At 33.1% G+C, this 19890-nt stretch carries 14 protein-coding genes and 1 pseudogene; 13 read left to right on the top strand and 2 right to left on the bottom strand.

All coding sequences use genetic code 11. The features are described 5' to 3' along the window. Positions 1–53: 53 nt before the first annotated feature. Positions 54–911, bottom strand: a complete 858-nt coding sequence (hisG, locus tag B2X73_RS06860; RefSeq protein ID WP_291096085.1) for an ATP phosphoribosyltransferase — start codon at positions 909–911, stop codon at positions 54–56. A 404-nt stretch (positions 912–1315) separates the two neighbouring features. On the opposite strand from hisG, the gene hflX reads away from it, so the two are divergent. Together hflX and B2X73_RS15330 are read left to right on the top strand one after the other, a co-directional pair. Further along, a complete protein-coding gene (gene hflX / locus B2X73_RS06855; RefSeq protein WP_286495318.1) occupies positions 1316–2539 on the top strand; it encodes a GTPase HflX in 1224 nt (407 codons plus the stop codon). 298 nt (positions 2540–2837) lie between these two features. Then, positions 2838–3544 (top strand): annotated as a pseudogene (locus tag B2X73_RS15330) (DNA alkylation repair protein). Positions 3545–3602: 58 nt separating this feature from the next. Here the strand turns inward: B2X73_RS15330 and B2X73_RS06845 are convergent. Continuing rightward, on the bottom strand, positions 3603–4310 hold the full coding sequence (locus tag B2X73_RS06845) for a Crp/Fnr family transcriptional regulator (protein WP_125349884.1): 708 nt from the start codon (positions 4308–4310) through the stop codon (positions 3603–3605). 75 nt (positions 4311–4385) lie between these two features. Between B2X73_RS06845 and B2X73_RS06840 the strand changes: the two genes are divergently transcribed. The 11 genes from B2X73_RS06840 to sprA all read left to right on the top strand — a co-directional run. Beyond that, positions 4386–6782 (top strand): heavy metal translocating P-type ATPase, encoded by a 2397-nt coding sequence (locus tag B2X73_RS06840; protein WP_286495317.1) that lies wholly within the window; start codon positions 4386–4388, stop codon positions 6780–6782. Between the two features lie 79 nt (positions 6783–6861). After that, on the top strand, positions 6862–7026 hold the full coding sequence (ccoS, locus tag B2X73_RS06835) for a cbb3-type cytochrome oxidase assembly protein CcoS (protein WP_019974626.1): 165 nt from the start codon (positions 6862–6864) through the stop codon (positions 7024–7026). Then, positions 7026–9293, top strand: coding sequence for a cytochrome-c oxidase, cbb3-type subunit II (gene ccoO, locus B2X73_RS06830; RefSeq protein ID WP_221854267.1), 2268 nt, complete (start codon positions 7026–7028; stop codon positions 9291–9293). Before ccoS ends, ccoO begins: the two co-directional genes overlap by 1 nt. 196 nt (positions 9294–9489) lie before the next feature. After that, positions 9490–10437: a cbb3-type cytochrome c oxidase N-terminal domain-containing protein gene (locus tag B2X73_RS06825; protein ID WP_286495316.1), complete on the top strand. Its 948-nt coding sequence runs from the start codon at positions 9490–9492 to the stop codon at positions 10435–10437. A gap of 103 nt (positions 10438–10540) precedes the next feature. Next, the gene (gene ccoG / locus B2X73_RS06820) at positions 10541–12022 is read left to right on the top strand and encodes a cytochrome c oxidase accessory protein CcoG (protein ID WP_221854265.1); all 1482 of its coding nucleotides are present in this window, start codon (positions 10541–10543) and stop codon (positions 12020–12022) included. A gap of 4 nt (positions 12023–12026) precedes the next feature. Then, positions 12027–12470 (top strand): FixH family protein, encoded by a 444-nt coding sequence (locus B2X73_RS06815; protein WP_286495315.1) that lies wholly within the window; start codon positions 12027–12029, stop codon positions 12468–12470. Continuing rightward, positions 12455–13171 carry a sulfite exporter TauE/SafE family protein gene (locus B2X73_RS06810; protein WP_280051212.1) on the top strand — a complete coding sequence of 239 codons (717 nt, stop codon included), beginning with the start codon at positions 12455–12457 and terminating at the stop codon, positions 13169–13171. The genes B2X73_RS06815 and B2X73_RS06810 overlap by 16 nt, the downstream gene beginning before the upstream one ends. A 145-nt stretch (positions 13172–13316) precedes the next feature. Then, positions 13317–14453, top strand: a complete 1137-nt coding sequence (locus tag B2X73_RS06805) for a helix-turn-helix domain-containing protein (RefSeq protein WP_286495313.1) — start codon at positions 13317–13319, stop codon at positions 14451–14453. Between the two features lie 240 nt (positions 14454–14693). After that, positions 14694–15956, top strand: coding sequence for a serine hydrolase (locus B2X73_RS06800; protein ID WP_291049691.1), 1263 nt, complete (start codon positions 14694–14696; stop codon positions 15954–15956). A gap of 158 nt (positions 15957–16114) precedes the next feature. Beyond that, a complete protein-coding gene (gene ruvA, locus B2X73_RS06795; protein WP_219033851.1) occupies positions 16115–16696 on the top strand; it encodes a Holliday junction branch migration protein RuvA in 582 nt (193 codons plus the stop codon). Next, positions 16696–19890, top strand: a 3195-nt coding sequence (sprA, locus tag B2X73_RS06790; RefSeq protein ID WP_291096083.1) for a cell surface protein SprA, incomplete at its 3' end; no start/stop codon positions are given. The genes ruvA and sprA, both read left to right, overlap by 1 nt.

Here is a 19890-nt window from a genome sequence, read left to right as displayed (position 1 = left end):
TTTAGAATTACGAATTACGATTGAATCGTAAATTGTAAATCGTCAATCAAAAATTATAAAATCATTTTTTCAATTTCTAATACTAAAATTCCTTCTGCACCCAAAGCTTTCAATTGCTCGATGATGTCCCAAAAAGTATCTTCCTTAATGACAGTGTGGATTGATGACCAACCTTTCTCGGCCAATGATAAAACTGTTGGAGATTTCATTCCGGGTAACAAAGCAATGATTTCTTCTAACTTTTCGTTTGGGGCGTTTAATAAAATATATTTGTTTTCAGAAGATTGTTTTACTGCTTCGATTCTAAATAAAAGACGATCTAAAATAGCTTGTTTTTCAGCATCGAGATTTTGATTAGAAATTAAAACAGCTTGCGATTCAACCACCGTTTCCACTTGTTTTAAACCGTTTGTTAATAGAGTAGAACCTGTAGAAACGATATCAAAAATAGCATTTGCCAAACCGATACTTGGAGCAATTTCTACGCTTCCTCCGATTTCTTCAATCTTGACATTAATTCCTTTTTCTTGGAAGAATTTCACTAAAATACGTGGATAAGAAGTTGCAATTTTTTTATCTTGAAAATAACTTAAATCTGTATAAATTTCATCTTTCGGGATCGCTAAACAAAGTTTGCAGCCAGCGAATCCTAATTGACGGATTTGAGTGACATTTTTATTTTTTTCCCAAACTTCATTTTCACCTAAAATACCAATATCAGCAACCCCTTGTTCTACATATTGCGGAATATCGTCATCACGTAAGAATAAAACTTCGATAGGGAAATTAGGAGATTCGGTTCTTAATTTTCGATTACTTGTAGAGATTTTAATTCCGCAATCTTTCAATAATTCGAGTGATTTTTCACTTAATCGACCGCTTTTCTGAATGGCTATTTTTAATTTACTCATTTTTAATATTTTATATTTTAAAGTTTGAGTAAATCGATGATTAAATCTTGAAGTAACAAAAAATCCCGTTCGATTTACTCAAACGGGATTTAGATATTGTGATAAAATCATTACATACCACTATCTGCTCGCTTGAGTGCAAGTATGATGGTGATGATGATGTAATTGATTTGGGTACATTTTACTTTTTTGCTGAAACAAATGTAGAAAGGAAATTTTAATTGACAATAGATTTTCTGAAAATTAGTAAATAAACTTGTTATTAATTATGAAAACCTTATTTTTTTCTATTTTTATCCAAAAGAACTCAAATATTTATTAAGTTTTATTGATTTGATTAATTCTCAATATTTTATAGAAAGTTCGGTTACATCCAAAACTTTCTTTTATTTTTGCAGTAATATATGTTAGAAAAACAAGAAGCACAATACGAAAAAGTAGTTTTAGTTGGATTGATTACACGTGAACAATCCGAAGAAAAACTGACGGAATATATGGATGAATTGGAGTTCTTAGCTTATACAGCTGGAGCGACAGTTGGAGAACGTTTTACACAAAGAATGGACAAACCTGATTCTAAATTCTTTGTAGGAAGCGGGAAATTGGATGAAATCACAGCTTTTGTCGAAGAATATGATATTGATACAGTTATTTTTGATGATGAATTAACGCCTTCTCAGTTGAAGAATATTGAGAAAGTTGTCAACAAAAAAATCATCGACCGTACACAATTGATTTTAGATATTTTTGCTCAACGTGCGCAAACTTCTTATGCGCGTACGCAAGTAGAATTGGCACAATACCAATATTTATTACCGCGATTAACACGAATGTGGACGCACTTAGAGCGTCAGCGTGGTGGAATTGGTATGCGTGGTCCTGGTGAAACGGAAATTGAAACGGATAGACGTATTATTCGTGATCGAATTACGTTATTGAAAGAGAAATTGAAAGGAATCGATAAGCAAATGGCTACTCAACGTAAAAATCGTGGAGCATTGGTACGCGTTGCGTTGGTTGGGTATACAAATGTTGGGAAATCAACGTTGATGAATGTTTTATCGAAGTCCGAAGTTTTTGCCGAAAATAAATTATTTGCAACATTAGATACAACGGTTCGAAAAGTGGTAATTGGTAATTTACCTTTCTTATTAACGGATACGGTTGGGTTTATTCGCAAGTTGCCAACACAATTGGTAGAATCGTTCAAATCTACATTAGATGAGGTTCGTGAAGCGGATTTGTTGGTGCATGTTGTGGATATTTCGCATGCGAGTTTTGAGGATCATGTGAATTCTGTGAATCAAATTTTAGCTGAAATAGAGTCGAAAGAAAAACCAACGATTATGGTTTTCAATAAAATTGATAATTTTTCTTATATTAAACAAGATGAAGATGATTTGTCTGAAAAGAAATTTGAAAATTATTCGTTAGAAGATTGGAAACGTACGTGGATGGCGAAAACAGATTATCCGACATTGTTTATTTCGGCAACGGAAAAAGATAATTTAGAAGATTTGCGAAAAACGGTTTATGAAGAAGTGAAAGAAATTCACATGAAACGTTTTCCTTATAATAATTTCCTTTTTCAATATTACGAAGAGGAAGAAAATGATTCGGAAGAGTAGAGTAATAGTTTTAATTTTTAGATTTTTTAAGATTAAAAATTATAATTAATATAACCATAAATAATAATCCAATTTGAATATAAAGACCCATTGAATTTTTACGAAAATTATTATACAACTTTATAAGACCATTGATTATTATAATCAGGAAGAATAATAATATTAGAGGCTTGTGTTTGAAATTCATAAATGTAAGTTTGTATTAAAGTTAGGGAATTTATATTTAATATTTTAAAATAAATAAGAGTTCAGTTTTTGGACTCTTTTTTTGTTAACATCAACATCTAATTGATAAAATATGATAGAGCAATTAAAATCAACTTTACAAGATTTAGCGGACGATGATAAAGCGAAGATTATGATGCGTTTTTTCAAAACTGGAAAAGGAGAATATGGCGAAGGAGATATTTTTCTCGGGATTTCTGTTCCGAATCAGCGTTTGATTGCGAAATAATTTTATCAACAAGTTTCGTTAAATGACATCGAAAATCTATTGAATTTTAATATTCACGAATACAGATTAACTGCTTTGTTGATGTTGGTTTCGAAGTACGAAAAATCAAAAGATGAAAAAGTGAGAAAAGATATCATCGATTTTTATCTTGCTCAAACTTCTCAAATCAACAATTGGATTTGGTTGACATAAGTTGTTATAAAATTTTGGGCCATTATTGTTTTCATCAAAAGCGAGAAGAATTACTTTTTGAATTGGCGGATTCAGAAGATTTGTGGGAAAAACGAATCGCAATTGTATCAACGATATATTTTATCAAACAAAAATCATTTTCAATTGTTCCAGAAATTATGTTGAAAAATCTTCATCATTCGCACGATTTAATGCACAAAGCAAATGGTTGCATGTTGCGTGAAATGGGAAAAATGGACGAAGAAAAGTTGATTGAGTTTTTGGACGAATATACGTTGCAAATGCCAAGAACAACGTTGAGATATGCGCTCGAAAAAATTGATCCAATTCTCAAAGATTATTATATGAAATTGAAATAATTTGCATAAAAAAAGTCGCTCTGTGAGCGACTTTTGATTTTATATCAAGAATAAATTCTTACAAAATAACATGACCTAATTTTGTCAATTTTTGATGATCTAAAACTTTGATTTTTCGTCCTTCAACTTCGATTAATTCATCAGTTTTGAATTCAGAAATCAAACGAATTGCAGATTCTGTTGCTGTTCCAATCAAATTAGCCATTTCTTCGCGTGTCAACGAAATGTTGATAAATCCGTCTTTGTCTGTTCCTAATTTTCCTTCTAATAAAATTAAAACTTCAGCCAAACGTTCGCGAACTGTTTTTTGTGCTAAATAAGTGATTGTTCTGGCGTATTCTCCCAAATCTTTTGCAATTCTTTGTAAAATATTGAAAGCTAATTTTGGATTAACTTCTAATAATTTTAAGAAGAATTTTTCTGGAATATAATATATTTCAACTGGCGTCATTGCAGTTGCAGATGCACCAAAAACTTCTTGACTTAAAATTGAGCGATAACCGATAATGTCACCTTCGTTGATAAAACGTAGAATTTGCTCTTTTCCATTAAAGCCAATTTTGAACAACTTAGCAGTTCCTTTCATTACGCAATATATACCTTTTGGTGTGTGACCTTCCTGTATAATTTCGTCTCCTTTTTTTAGGTTGATGATTTTCTTTTCTTGCTCAAACTCCAATAATTCTTCCTTACTAAAAACCCCGAAAGACTCTGGGTTATCAAACATCGCTTTAATCGATACTACATTCTCATTAAACTCTGACATATCTTGTTGTTATGACTTAATTCATACAAAGTTAACGTTAATTCTGATAAAAGGAAAGTAATTTTGTAAAATAGTATGGAAGAGAATTGTTTTCACTGTGGTCAACGAATTGAAGAAGAGGTTATTCAGTTCGATGAAAAGGATTTTTGTTGTCAGGGTTGTAAAACGGTTTACGAGATTTTAAACGTAAATAATCTAAAAGATTATTACGACCTTAATCGTAATGCAGGTTTGCGTCCTGATGAAAAAAGTAATCATCAATTTGATTTCTTAAACACAAAAGAAATCTTTGATAAAGTTGTCGATTTTTCAGATGACGGCGTTACAGTTGTGTCCTTTTATGTACCTGTAATGCACTGTACTTCGTGTGTTTGGTTGTTAGAAAGTTTGGATACGATTAACCCAAATATTATATCTTCTAATGTCAATTTTACACAAAAAACTGTTCAGATTACGTATCGTGATGCGGATTTGAAATTAGGTGATTTGGCAAGATTTATTACAAATTTAGGCTACAAACCTTCGATTAATCTAAAAACATTAGACAAAAAGAAAAAAAGCAAAGTCGATCGTTCTTTGGTGAGCAAATTGGTAATAGCAGGATTCTGTTTTGGGAATATTATGCTTTTATCTTTTCCAGAATATGTCGAAGTTTTTGGTAATGTAAAAGAACAATGGTTAGATCAAAACAAAGGATATTTCCGTTGGACAATGTTCGCGTTATCGTTGCCTGTTTTCTTTTATTCATCTACCGATTATTTTGTTTCGGCTTGGCAAGGTCTGAAAAATAAATATATCAATATCGATGTGCCAATTGCGTTAGGAATTATTGTGATTATGTTTAAATCGACTTATGATATCATTTTTGATATTTCGCCAGGTTACTTTGATACATTAGCGATGCTTTTATTTTTGATGTTGACAGGTAAATGGTTTCAGCAACAAACAATGCAAGCGTTGGCATTTGATCGAGATTACAAATCGTTTTATCCAATTGCAGTTGCGAAATTAGAAAATGGTTATGAACAACCAATTTTGTTGGCTGATTTGAAAAAAGGTGATCGAATTTTAATTAGAAATGAAGAAATTATTCCAGCCGATGCCATTTTGATGAAAGGTGAAGCGATGATTGATAACTCGTTTGTAACGGGAGAATCTCGCTTGATTCAGAAAAAAGCTGGAGATAAAATATTTGCGGGTGGAAAACAATCTGGTCATGCAATTGAGCTGGAAATTATTTCGGATGTTAATCAAAGTTATTTAACCCAATTATGGAACAATGATGCTTTCCAGAAAGAAGAATCTGAGTTGAATGCTTTGACGAATAAAATCAGTCATTATTTCACATTAATCATCCTTATTATTACAGCAATTTCTGCTGTTTATTGGTATTTCCACGATTCTTCAAAAATATTAGAAGTTGTTACATCAATCTTAATTATCGCTTGTCCTTGTGCGTTAGGTTTATCGTCTCCGTTTATTTTGGGACACATGATGCGTATTTTCGGGAATAAGAAATTCTATGTAAAAAATACATCAACAGTCGAAAGAATGGAGAAAATTACAGATGTAGTTTTTGATAAAACGGGTACAATTACGGAAAGTGATGAAGCGCAAGTGCAATACGAGGGGAAAGAACTTTCTGAGTATCAAAAGCAATTGGTGAAAGCACTGATTAGAAACTCTAATCACCCTTTAAGCCGTACATTATATAAGAAGTTGACGGTTGATGATCATTTGCCAATTTCTAATTACGAAGAAATTGTAGGAAAAGGTCAGCAAGCTGATGTAGATGGACATCAAGTAAAAGTTGGTTCGAGAAGTTTTACGAATGCTATTTTTAATGAAAATAGATTAAATCAATCTCAAGTTTTTATAGCGATTGATGGAGAAGTTTTTGGTAAATTTGTGTATACCAATCGATATCGAAAAGGTTTAGATCGTTTATTGAAAGAGTTGGGTACATATCAGTTACACGTTTTGTCTGGGGATAATGATTCTGAAAAAGAATATTTAGAAACTATTTTTCCAGCCAATGCAAAATTGATTTTTAATCAATCGCCAACTGATAAGTTAGAATATATCAAACAATTGGAACAAGAAGGGAAGAAGGTGATGATGCTTGGAGATGGATTGAATGACGCTGGAGCTTTGAAACAAAGTACAGTAGGGATTTCTATTTCTGAGGATATTAACAGTTTTTCGCCTTCGTGTGATGGAATTTTGGATGCAAAAAGTTTTTCGGCAATTCCAAATTTCTTGAAGTTATCGAAGACCACGATGAAATTTGTAAAAATTGCTTTTTTCATCAGTTTCTTGTATAATATTGTTGGACTTAGTTTTGCTGTTTCTGGTTATTTACAGCCAGTTGTAGCGGCTATATTGATGCCAATAAGTTCTATTTCAGTGTTAATTTTTGCAACGGCAAGTACCCGAATTGCAGATAAATTAACAAAATGGAATTTAGATTGATTTTAAATTAGAGTTATACATACTGCTCTGACCAAAATCATTGTGATAAGAACTTAGGGCTTTGTAATTTTGTGGAGCTATGGGGATATTATTATTAATGATATTAGTTAGTGTCTCTTTGGGGGCAATTTTCCTTCTTTTATTCTTTTTAGGGTATAAGAAAGGACAATTTGATGAGGATGAATCCCCAGCAGTGAGAATGTTAAAAGATGATAAAAAAACACAAGATAAAATCGACTCATAATGCAAATGCAGACTTTTAGTTACGACAATAAGATCGTAAAGTATTTCCTTTATGCCACATTGTTTTGGGCAGTTATGGCATTTTTCTTTGGAGTATTGGTTGCAACTTTGTTGTTTTTTCCAACGTTACCAGAATACATCTTCGGATCGGATGATGGTACAATCGGAGGGAACATCCAAGGCTTAATCAATTCGCAAGGAAAACTTGGTTTTGGTAGATTAAGAATGATTCACACAACATTTGCGGTATTCGCCTTTGTTGGAAACTCGTTCTTTACTGGAGCTTATTATTCAATGCAAAGGTTGTTGAAAACCAGAATGTACAGCGATGTTTTAAGCTGGATCGTTTTCTGGGGATGGCAATTATTTATTGTATTATCATTTGTAACATTTATCTTAGGATACAACACTTCTAAAGAGTATGCTGAGCATGAATGGCCAATTGATATTTTAATCGCGTTAGTTTGGGTATTGTTTGGAGCACAAATGTTCTTAACGATTGCTAAGCGTCGTGTACGTCACTTGTACGTTGCAATTTGGTTCTATATCGGAACTTGGGCAGCAATTACAATGTTACACGTGTTTAACAATTTAGAAATCCCTGTAACATTTAGCTTAACGGCTCCGAAATCATATTCATTGTATTCTGGAGTTCAAGATGCGTTAGTACAATGGTGGTACGGACACAATGCGGTAGCATTCTTCTTAACTACACCTATCTTAGGATTAATGTATTACTTTGTACCAAAAGCAGCTAATAGACCTGTATTCTCATACAAATTATCTATTATCCACTTTTGGTCATTAATCTTTATTTATATTTGGGCTGGTCCTCACCACTTGCTTTATACAGCATTACCAGGTTGGGCACAAGCTTTAGGAACAGGTTTCTCTATCATGTTAATCGCTCCATCTTGGGGAGGTATGTTAAATGGTTTATTAACATTACGTGGTGCATGGGATAAAGTACGAGAAAATCCTATTTTGAAATTCTTCGTAGTTGCCTTAACTTGTTATGGTATGGCTACTTTCGAAGGTCCAATGTTAGCAACAAAAACATTAAATAAAATTGGTCACTTTACAGACTGGGTTCCTGCTCACGTACACGTAGGTACTTTAGGATGGAATGGATTTATCGCTTTTGGTATGATCTATTACTTAGCTCCAAAATTATTCAACACAAAATTAGCATCTGTTAAGATGGCTAATGCTCACTTCTGGATTGGTACTTTCGGTGTCTTATTCTGGGTAATTCCTATGTATGTTGCAGGATGGACACAAGGTTTAATGTGGAAACAATTCGCAGCAGACGGAACATTAGAATATGGTAACTTCTTACAAACAGTTACAATTCTTAAACAATGGTTATATCCATTACGTGCATTCGGTGGAACATTATACTTAATAGGAGCAATCTTAATGATTATCAATGTTTGGAGAACTGTAAAATCTGGACACTTTGTTGCAAATGAAGAAGCAGAGGCACCAGCATTAGCACCAAAAGCTTCTACACGTGCACAAGGAGAAGGTGTTCACTCTTGGATTGAGAGAACTCCATTGGTAATGACAATTGGAGCAGTATTAACTTTAGCAGTTGGTGGTTTAGTAGAGATTGTTCCTACAATCGTAGTAAAATCAAACGTACCTACAATCGCAAGTATCAAACCTTATACTCCGTTAGAATTAGAAGGACGTGATTTATATATTCGTGAAGGATGTAATGCTTGTCATACGCAAATGGTTCGTCCATTCCGTGACGAAGTAAAACGTTATGGTGAATACTCTAAAGCAGGAGAATTTGTTTACGATCACCCATTCTTATGGGGGTCTAAAAGAACTGGTCCAGACTTACACCGCGAAGGAGGTAAAAACCCAGATGCTTGGCATTACAAACACATGTGGAATCCACGTTCTACATCAGATGGTTCTATCATGCCTCGTTACCCTTGGTTAATTGATAATAAATTAGACCGTGAGTTGACGCGTGATAAAATGAAATCAATGGTTGCATTAGGTGTTCCTTATCAACAAGAAGATTTTGACAGTATGCAAGTTTCTATGAACAAACAAGCTTTAGCAATTGAGCAAACTATCTTTAAAGATGCATCTGACTTGAAAGAGTTATATGCGAAAAAAGAAGCAGAAGCTAAACAACAAGGTAAAGAGTTTGTTCCGTTAAGAGATCGTGAGATTACAGCGTTAATCGCATATTTACAACGTTTAGGAACAGATATAAAAGCTGAACAAGTAGAGACAGCAAGTAACTAATGTTAAAATATTATAAAGAATTCCTTTCTCAGTATGAGTATGCATCTTTGTTGCAGACATTAATCCTAATAGGATTTATAGCAGTCTTTGTGACGATTTTTGTTAAGGTTATGAAAAAACCAAAAGAGTATTACAAAGACAACGAGTCAGCAGCTTTAGATTTAGAACCAGAAGAGAACGAAAAAAATAATACAAAATGAGACAACGTACCCCGGCTTATATATTTATCCCATTAACGCTATTAGCAGTAATCTTAGCGTTTACAATGGTGACGCCAGTAGATGTGGTGCCAGAACCAGGTTTTCAAGGAATGATTCACAATTTATTGGTGCACTTGAAACATGTGTTTGCGCAAGGAATTTTCTGGGCAGTATTAGCAGTTGCAATCGTGATGCTTTTAATCATCAATGCTTTAAACAAAGTTGTTGAAGCAGAGAAATTTAAAAGATTATCTGAAGAAGAACAAGCTAAATATTTAGAAGATGGTAAAATAGGTTACTTCAAAAGATTGTTCAGTAGTGCTGGTAAAAAACAATCAGACGAAGAAGAAGAATCTATTATCTTAGATCACGGTTTTGACGGAATCAAAGAGTTAGACAATGCTTTACCACAATGGTGGTTATCATTATTCTACTTTGGTGTAGTATTTATGGTAGTTTACGTAATGGCATATAGCTTCACAGACTTTGCTCACATGGACAAAGAATACGAAGAAGAAATGGTTTACAAAGATGCGCAAGATAGTATTTGGGCAGTTGCAAATGATATTGATATCACAGGAGCTGTAAACAAATCTAACGATCCTGCAATCGTAGAACAAGGTAAAAAAATCTTTGAGCAAAATTGTACACAATGTCACATGGAAGGTGGTAAAGGAGGTATTGGACCAAACTTAACGGATGATTACTGGGTGAATCATGTAGAAGATAGTTTATTCAAAAATATTTATCACATTGTTTACAATGGATCTCCTCACAATCCTCAAATGCGTGCATTTGGACAACGTAAAGAGTTATCTGGATTAGCAATTGAGAAAGTAGCTTCTTACGTATATTACATCAACCAAAAAGAACCTACGAAAACAGTTGCAGAAGGTGCAGCTGCTCCTCAAGGTGACTTAATGGAAGCATGGAAACAAAAGTAATTGATTGAATAATTACAACAAATATCATATTGAAAGAGAGCTTATTTATAAGCTCTCTTTTCTTTTTTAGTCGTAAATTTGTATATATTTAAAATTCACTATAATGAGTGTTCAAAATTCTGACCCAAAAGATGAATTTAATTTAGACGATTATTTGGATGAAAACAGCCAAATGAACGAAGATGTTCGTAGTTCCATTGGAACCATGGAGCGAACCGGAGAACGTAAATGGGTTTATCCTAAAAAACCAAAAGGTAAGTTTACAAACTATAGGACGTATGTAAGTTATGTATTGTTAGCAATATTAATCTTAGCGCCTTTCTTTAAATTACCTAATGGAAATCCATTGTTCAAATTTGATGTTTTGCACAGCCAATTCATTTTATTTGGTTTTCCATTTTTTACATCAGACTTCTTCCTTTTAGCTTTAGGAATGATCACGACAATTATTTTCATCGTATTATTTACCATGGCTTATGGTCGTTTGTTCTGCGGATGGGTATGTCCGCAAACAATTTTCTTGGAAATGGTTTTTCGAAAAATAGAATACGCCATAGAAGGAGATAGAGCAAAACAAATTAGATTAGATAAACAAGATTGGGACGAAGAAAAAATTCGTAAAAAATTATTGAAATGGACCATCTTCGCTATCATTTCATTTATTATTGCTAATGTTTTCTTAGCGTATATTATTGGAGCTGATGCTTTATACGCAGTTATAAAAGAAGGACCAGCCGAAAATGTAGGAACATTGGTTGGATTAGTTTTCTTCTCAGCAATGTTTTATTTCGTATTCGCATGGTTCCGCGAACAAGCGTGTACATTGGTTTGTCCTTACGGACGTTTCCAAGGTGTATTAATTGATTCGCATACAATCAATGTAACATACGATTTTAAACGTGGTGAAGGAACAGCTGGTCGAGCAAAATTCAAAAAGAACGAAGATCGTAAAGCAAAAGGAAAAGGGGATTGTATTGACTGTGGTCAATGTGTTGTTGTTTGTCCTACTGGAATTGATATTCGTAACGGAATCCAATTAGAATGTGTTAACTGTACAGCTTGTATTGATGCATGCGACGAAGTAATGGAAAAAGTCGGTTTACCAACAGGATTGATTCGTTATGCTTCGGAAGATGATATCAAACGTGGCGAAAAATTCAAATTCACAAAACGATTAGCTGCTTATACATTTGCTTTATTATTATTAATTGGAGCAATGACAGCTTTCTTGTTCTCTCGGTCTGATGTAGAATCTAAATACCTTAAAGTTCCTGGAACAGATTACAAGGTAGAAGGTAAATATTACGTTAATCAATTCGAGTATACATTGTACAATAAAACAAATGCAGACCAAATTGTAACAGTTCAATTGCTATCACACAAAAACTCAAAAGTAGAAATGTACGAAGGCGAGAATAAATTGAACATGGAAAAAGGTCAAATCATCCAAGGAAAATTCTTCTTGAAAATTCCAATGGATGAAGTTAAATCGTACAAAGAAAAAGTAGTGATTGGATTAGTCAATCAAAAAGGAAAAGTAATCGATAAATACGAAACGAGCTTCTCAGCTCCATTCAAATATTAATCATATGAAGTTAAATTGGGGACATTATGTAGCAATTGCTTTGGGATGTTTTATGATATTCATTCTATCGTTGTTATATTTTGCAGGAGATACAGGCGGAATGGTAACCGAGGATTATTACGAAAAAGAAATTCATTTTCAGGATGAAATAAATGCAGAAAAACGAGCAAATGCTTTGACCGAGAAACCAGAAGTTATTGTACAAGCAAATGGATTTTTATTTAAATTTCCAGCAACTACTGCTTCCGATTTTAAAGGAGATATTTTTTTGATGCGTAATGATGACGAAACAAAAGATGTCAAAATGCCGATTAAATTATCTGATAAAAAGAATTTTTTAGTACCATCTGTTAAGTTAATTGATGGAGAATACGAATTAACTTTAAGCTGGAAAGAAAATAATCAAACTTATTTGATTAAAAAGTCCATTCGATGGATTTCACAATAGTTATCATAGCATTATCCATAGGTCTTACATCGTCCCTGCATTGCGTGGGGATGTGCGGACCTATTGCTTTATCTTTGGGATTAGAATCTCAAAACAAACTAAAATTTACACTTCGTAATTTGACTTATCAATTAGGACGTGTAACCACTTATACAATTTTAGGTGCAATTTTAGGATTGATTGGCGAATCATTTTCATTTGTTGGATTACAAAATTATCTAAGTATTTTGATTGGAGTTTTGATGATTATTATGGTCATGATTCCAAAATTTTACGAAAATGGTGCTACGCAACTTCGTCCTGTAAACGCCTTGATGGTAAAAGTAAAACTCTCTCTTGGTAAATTCTTAATCAAGAAAGATTCTTCCTCTCTTTATATAGTTGGTCTATTAAACGGACTTTTACCTTGCGGAATGGTTTACGCTTCACTTACAGCAGCCATTGGTTTAGGATCAGTTTACAAAAGTGCACTATTCATGTTCTTCTTCGGACTTGGAACCTTGCCTTTAATGTTTGCCACCGTTTTATTTGGTAATTTTTTATCAGTGAAACAACGTCAAACTATCTTAAAAATCTTACCAATTATCACACTTATTTTGGGTGTATTATTTATCCTTCGCGGATTAGAATTAAACATTCCTTTCATTTCACCAGCCAAAGAAGCACTTCAGCTAAATGGAATGGATGAGCATTGTATGTGATTATCATTTTTTATTCAAATAATTCGCAACAAGAAAAAGAGTTTTTTATTTCACATTTTAAGTTTTTAAATCTAATATTAATACCTTTATTGCATAAAAATTAAAGAATCATTGCGTTAGTATTTTTGAATTTTGTTTTACAAAAATGGACCAATTTACTTTTAAAGAAATCGCTGCTTTTATAGGAGTTTTCCTTGTTCTTGTGCTTGCCTTGTTTTTGGTAACTGTAAAAAGTAAGCACAAACTTTCAAATTGCTTACTTGCTTTTTTTCTTTTTACAACTGCTGCAGATGGATTGAAGTTTTTGATGCGTGATTTTCCTGTGAATTACATCAACCTAGAAGCTTTCCGTTGGAGTTTTAATTATTTGGCTCCAGCAACATTTTATTTCTATGTTTTGTCGGTTAGTTTTAACAAATTCCGTTTAAAACCGAAGTATTTGTGGCACACTATTCCATTCGTTGCGTTCAATTTGTATATGGCATATGGAATTTATTTTCAAGATAGGGCTGGAAAAATTAGTTTCATAAATGAGTTGAATGATTCGCCGATAATGAATTTTTTTTATATTCTGTTCGAAGTTCTTTTTCAAATCTATTTTATTGCTTCATTTTTGGTAATTCGAAAATCGAAAACAGTCTATTTCGAAAATTATGCAAATCCTGATATTTCTAAGTTTAATGCGCTTTACAAAATCACCATTCTATATTACGTTGTACATTTTTTAGTATTGATAAGATGGGTGATTACTTTCACTTACGGTTTCGGCGAATTGAGGGAATGGATTGTGATGCTAGATGGTTTTTCTTTTTTTGTTTGTACTTGTTGGTATCTATTTGTCGCATTAAATAATCCTGATTTTTTCCGAGGAGTTAATGAAAATTTGCAACCGATTAAGGAAGCTATTCCAAAGCAAAAATCTACACTAGAAATCGACGTCGAAAAAAATAATCAAATAGAATCATTAAAAGATTTTATGGTTAAAAATGAACCTTATCTCGATTCATCTTTAACGATTCAGAATTTGGCAGAGCAATTAAATATGCCTGTGAAAGATTTATCGGCTTTGATTAATTTGTACATGGACAAACATTTTTTTGATTTTGTAAATGAATATCGAATTAAAAAAGCCATACAAATTCTAAAAGATTGCACTCAAAAAGAGTTGACCGTTTTGGAAATTTTGTATCAAGTTGGATTTAATTCCAAATCTTCGTTTAATACATCCTTCAAAAAATATACAGGAAAAACACCAACCGATTACAGAAAGGAAGCTTTGTAAAATAAAATTATTTGCTGAAAATGCGTTCGATTTTTTTTAATCGGTCGTGTATCAACGCTTTTTAGATCAGCTTTGCAGAAAGTTTTTAAAATATAATTACAATGAAAAAAATAATTGTCTTAATATCATGAAGTATTTTATTCTCCAATTTTCTTTCAGCTCAAAAGCCGGTTGAACAAAAAACAGAAATCAATCAAATTAATGAACTAATGACTAAATCCTACGAAAAAGATTTGTTCAATGGAAATGTTTTGGTTGCCAAAAAAGGAAAAATTATCTATCAAAAATCCCTTTGGCTTTATTGATGAAATGAAGAAAAAATCTTTAACGAAAAATTCAATTTTCAATTTTGGTTCTATTGCAAAGGAGTTTAATGCAGTTGCGATTTTGATGTTGGTAGAACGTGGTCAACTTAAGCTTGATGACCCGATTTCGAAATATAATTTGGATTTGCCGAAATGGTCGGAAAAAGTAACAACCAGACATTTGATTAATTATGCTAGCGGAATTCCCAGAATAGAAAATGGATTAATTGTCCCGAAAAACGATGAAGAAGCGTGGAAGATTTTGAGAAAAACAGATACATTGTTATTTGAACCTGGAAAGGATTACCGATACGATAACGGCAATGTTTTTTTACAAAGAAGAATTATTGAAAAGATAACAAGAATGACTTTCCAAGATTTTGTTACGAAAAATATTATAAAACCTTTGAAAATGAACAATTCCGTGTTTGATCCGAAATTTGGTTATAAAAATCGAACGTCTTGCTATGATATGGATAATGTTCGGTGTCCAGAAATGGAATTTGTCAGCGGTTGGCTTTGGTTGGATACTAATGACATGTACAAATGGATTGATGCGATGAATCATAATCGTTTAATTTCTAGAAAATCTTTTGAAACATTATTGAATAATCCCTACACAAAAGACCATCAAGGTGGATCATTTGGAGATTATTTTAGAGATGAAGAGTTGCAGCGTCATAACGGTGTTTCCTATAAATTTGAATCTTTGGTGTTAAATGATATGAAGAACGATGTCGTTATCATTTTAGCATCCAACAGTCGGAATAAAGTTTGGGATTTGGGACATGTCATTCGAGATATTATGCTAGGAAAAACATTCGAAATTCCTAAAAAATCGGTTTACCAAGCTTTAAGAAAAGAAGCACAAACCGACGTCAATAAAGCGATTGAAAATTATTATCAACTGAAAAATACTTCCGAAAAAGAATATAGTTTTGAAAATCCAATCGAACTTAATACTTTGGGTTATGAATTTCTACGAGCGGGCAAAATAAATGAGTCGATAAAAATATTTCAATTGGTTGTAAAAGAGTTTCCAAATAACTCAAGTGTTGCTGATAGTTTGGGCGAAGCTTATCTAACTAACAAGCAATACGATTTGGCATTAGAATGGTACAACAAAGCCATCAGCCTTGGCGGAACCAACGGTAATGCCGAAAGAATGATTGAGAAAATTAAAGCGTTAAAAAACTAAAAATTGATTTCTCAAAATATTTAATTCAAATCAATTGAAGCCTTGTTAAGATTTAAATCTTGACAAGGCTTTCATTAAAATCAATACTTTCATCCTTACAAAATAAATCGTATTTTTGACGTTATCACTATATGTAGTGTAACTAAATAAACGTCAAAATGATAACACAATTAAGAGGTAAATTAATCGAGATTTATCCAACAAATGCTGTAATAGATTGCAATGGGGTCGGATATTGGGTCAATATTTCACTAAATACATATTCTACTTTAGAACACGAAGAATTGGTTACAATTTTTACACATTTGATCGTTCGCGAAGATGCGCATATACTTTATGGATTTGCTACAAAACTAGAACGAGAAATTTTTCAGAAATTAATTAGTGTTAACGGTGTTGGTCCAGCTTCTGGAATGATGATTATTTCGACACTTTCTTCCAAAGAAATTGCAACTGCAATCGCTCAAGAAGATGCCAGATTATTGCAAAGTGTAAAAGGAATCGGAGCTAAAACAGCGCAAAGAATTATCATTGACTTGAAAGATAAATTGGATCAAAATTTAATATTAGATGTTAATTCTACTTCGGTTAAAAATAAATCTAAGAATGAAGCGTTATCTGCTTTAGAAGTTTTAGGAATTCCTAAAAAATCTGCAGAGAAAATTATGGACAAAATCCTACAAGATCAGCCAGATGCAGACGTGGAATTCTTAGTAAAAGAAACCTTGAAGAAAATTTAATGAAGATTCATAACGAACCAAAAACTATTCGTAAAGGCTCTACTATAGCAGCTTTGTGTTTCCTTTTTGCAATGGGAACTATGAGCGATGTTATGGCTCAGGAAAGTGATACGCTTAAGTTTCCTATCCGAGATCAAAAAGGTGGATTGTTTTTAGATAATCAAATAAAATACGATGTACAATATGATGCGATAAAGCGTCAGTATATTTTATATCCTCAAATTGGAACAAGTTTAGTTTCCGAACCTATCTATTTGACACGTCAAGAATACCTGACTTTGGTTCAGAATCAAGACATGAAAAATTATTTCCGAGTAAAATCTCAAACCAACGATCAATTTTATCGTGAAGAACGTTTTGGAGATAAGGAAGGAAAAAAAGAAGGAAGTATTTTACCAAGTTTTAAGGTGAAATCCAAAGCTTTCGAAACTATTTTTGGTGGATCAGAAATTTCATTGATTCCGCAAGGTTATGCAAATTTAGAATTGGGTGTTTTCTTGCAAAAGATAGATAATCCAATGTTGTTGCCACAAAACCGTCAAACGCTTACAATGGATCTTAACCAACGTATGCAATTGAGTATTTTGGGTAAAGTCGGAGAAAATCTTCAGATGAAAGTGAATTATGATACGCAAGCTGGTTTTGGCTTCGAAAATCAAATGAAACTTCAGTGGAGAAAGGCTTTAGGGAATAAATTAGATCCATTTGGTGGAGAAGATGATATCCTACAAAATATTGAGGTTGGTAATATTTCGATGCCGCTTAGTACTTCGTTGATTACAGGTGCGCAATCACTTTTTGGAGTTAGAACAGATCTTAAATTCGGTCGTACAAATGTATCGGCTGTCTTTTCAGAACAACGTTCGGAATCTAAAAATATTGTGGTTCAAGGTGGCGGTGTGATGACTGATTTTAAAGTCGCTGCCGAAAAATATGAATACAATAGACACTTTTTCTTAGGTCAATTTTTTAGAAATAGTTACGATAGAGCGTTAGCAAATTATCCTGCAGTTAACAGTAATATCAATATCAGTAATATTGAGGTTTGGAAAGTTGATAAATCTGGAGGGAATCAACAGAATAGACGTTCTATTATCGCTTTGCGAGATATTGCAGAAGGTGATACAGCGCCTCAAAATAGTAGTAATGCCTTATTTAATGAGATTAATTCTCAAGGTTTTACTAAGATTAGTGATGCAAGAAGTTATTTGAACGGATATTCTTTCAATGGAGAACAATTTCAGGATGGAGAAAACTTTATCGTCAACGAAAATGTTCGTAAACTTGATGCTTCCGAATTCACTTTCTATCCAAAATTAGGATACATTTCCTTGAATACGCCTTTGGTTGATGGTGAAGATTTATTAGCGGTTTCGTTTCAATATTCGTTAAGCTCTGATCCGACAAAATTATACAAAGTTGGACAAATGTCGAGCGAGACAGATAAACCAATTATTGCGAAATTAATCAAACCAAATTCTGCAGTTAATGTGGCTTCGCCAATGTGGGATTTGATGATGAAAAATATTTATTCGTTAAATGCTTATGGTGTTTCGAGTGAAGATTTTTTGATGAATATTAATTTCAAGGATAATGGTGAACAATCTTCTGGAAAATTAAATTACTTACCAAATTCTGCTGTTTCAGAACAATCGTTAATTCAAGTTCTGAACATGGATAGATTAAATTCGAACGGACAATTACAACAAAATCCTGACGGAAGTAAAGGTGATGGTTTATTTGATTTTCAACCAGGGTTAACAATTGATACAGAAAGAGGAAATATTATTTTCACTTCTGTTGAACCTTTTGGTAAATATTTGAGCAATAAATTAAAAGGTCAAAATGAAGAATATGTTTTTAATCAAATTTATCGTCAATTACCAAATACACTTTCTGGCGAAAAATTAGCTAATCGTTATACGTTAGAAGGTCGTTACAAAGGAACGGTGACAGATGGTATTCCGTTGGGCGCTTTCAATGTGCCGCAAGGTTCTGTTAAAGTAACTTCTGGTGGAGCAACGTTGACGGAAGGCGTAGATTATACGGTAGATTATCAGTTGGGGCGTGTAAAAATCATTAATGAACAATTGAAAAATTCTGGAGCACCAATTAATGTTTCTTTAGAAAATCAATCTACATTTAATTTACAGAAAAAACGTTTCATGGGAATTAATGTCGAGCATAAATTTAGTGATAAGTTTATGTTAGGCGGAACTTTAATTAATTACCAAGAACGTCCAGTTACGCAAAAAACACAATTTGGTTCAGAACCTGTGAATAACACAATTGTTGGACTTAATACACAATATAACTCAGAAGCTGAGTGGTTAACTCGTTTAACAAATAAAATTCCGGGAATCAAAACGGACCAAATGTCGAACATTAGTGTTCAGGCAGAGGCGGCTTATTTGATGCCAGGAATGAACAAAGTGACAGGAGGTTATTCTTATATAGACGATTTCGAAGATGCACAATCGCGCATTAGTTTATTAGATGTTGGTTCATGGAAATTTGGATCAACACCAGGAAAACCTGCTGGATATTCTGCTTCTGGTTACCACCCGTTCTTCCCAAATGGAATGAAAAATGACGATTTATCATTCAACAATGGTCGTCGTATGTTATCATGGTATTCTATTGATCCGCGTTTTTATGGTATGGGAGGAAGTTCGCCTTTAACAGATCAACAAATGTCAACACACATGGCACGTCGCATTAAGTTAAAAGAGCTTTTTGATCAACGTGATGTAATGGCTGGTACAAATTCGTACATCAGCACATTTGATATGACATTCTATCCGCAAGAACGTGGACCTTATAATGTTAATCCAAATGCAGTAGATACGAAAAACTGGGGAGCAATTATGCGTCCTATTTCAGTTTCTAACTTCAAAGATTCGAATGTGGAATACATCGAGTTTTGGATGATGGATCCTTATGCAGATGGAAAAGGTGGAGAAGGAGAGTTATTGGTACATTTAGGAAATGTTTCAGAAGACGTCTTAAAAGACGGCGAAATGATGTACGAAAATGGATTGCCTCATTCTGGAAATGGTGCGGCGACTGTTGCTTCTAAATGGGGATTAACACCTCAGTTAAATCCAATTTTATATGCTTTTGATACGGATGGAGCTGCCCGAAAACAACAAGATTTGGGTTATAATGGATTAACAGATGAGGAAGAAGCGCAA

The sequence above is a fragment of the Empedobacter sp. UBA7252 genome (assembly GCF_002472765.1).
Lineage (GTDB): Bacteria > Bacteroidota > Bacteroidia > Flavobacteriales > Weeksellaceae > Empedobacter > Empedobacter falsenii_B.
The sequence above is the reverse complement of the archived record's forward strand: the minus strand, read 5'-3'. Positions and strand labels throughout refer to the sequence as shown.

What these genes read in the sequence shown, in the direction of transcription:
- hisG (WP_291096085.1), bottom strand. Translation starts at nt 911, where the DNA reads ATGAGTAAATTAAAAATAGCCATTCAGAAAAGCGGTCGATTAAGTGAA.
- hflX (WP_286495318.1), top strand. Translation starts at nt 1,316, where the DNA reads ATGTTAGAAAAACAAGAAGCACAATACGAAAAAGTAGTTTTAGTTGGA.
- B2X73_RS06845 (WP_125349884.1), bottom strand. Translation starts at nt 4,310, where the DNA reads ATGTCAGAGTTTAATGAGAATGTAGTATCGATTAAAGCGATGTTTGAT.
- B2X73_RS06840 (WP_286495317.1), top strand. Translation starts at nt 4,386, where the DNA reads ATGGAAGAGAATTGTTTTCACTGTGGTCAACGAATTGAAGAAGAGGTT.
- ccoS (WP_019974626.1), top strand. Translation starts at nt 6,862, where the DNA reads ATGGGGATATTATTATTAATGATATTAGTTAGTGTCTCTTTGGGGGCA.
- ccoO (WP_221854267.1), top strand. Translation starts at nt 7,026, where the DNA reads ATGCAAATGCAGACTTTTAGTTACGACAATAAGATCGTAAAGTATTTC.
- B2X73_RS06825 (WP_286495316.1), top strand. Translation starts at nt 9,490, where the DNA reads ATGAGACAACGTACCCCGGCTTATATATTTATCCCATTAACGCTATTA.
- ccoG (WP_221854265.1), top strand. Translation starts at nt 10,541, where the DNA reads ATGAGTGTTCAAAATTCTGACCCAAAAGATGAATTTAATTTAGACGAT.
- B2X73_RS06815 (WP_286495315.1), top strand. Translation starts at nt 12,027, where the DNA reads ATGAAGTTAAATTGGGGACATTATGTAGCAATTGCTTTGGGATGTTTT.
- B2X73_RS06810 (WP_280051212.1), top strand. Translation starts at nt 12,455, where the DNA reads ATGGATTTCACAATAGTTATCATAGCATTATCCATAGGTCTTACATCG.
- B2X73_RS06805 (WP_286495313.1), top strand. Translation starts at nt 13,317, where the DNA reads ATGGACCAATTTACTTTTAAAGAAATCGCTGCTTTTATAGGAGTTTTC.
- B2X73_RS06800 (WP_291049691.1), top strand. Translation starts at nt 14,694, where the DNA reads ATGGAAATGTTTTGGTTGCCAAAAAAGGAAAAATTATCTATCAAAAAT.
- ruvA (WP_219033851.1), top strand. Translation starts at nt 16,115, where the DNA reads ATGATAACACAATTAAGAGGTAAATTAATCGAGATTTATCCAACAAAT.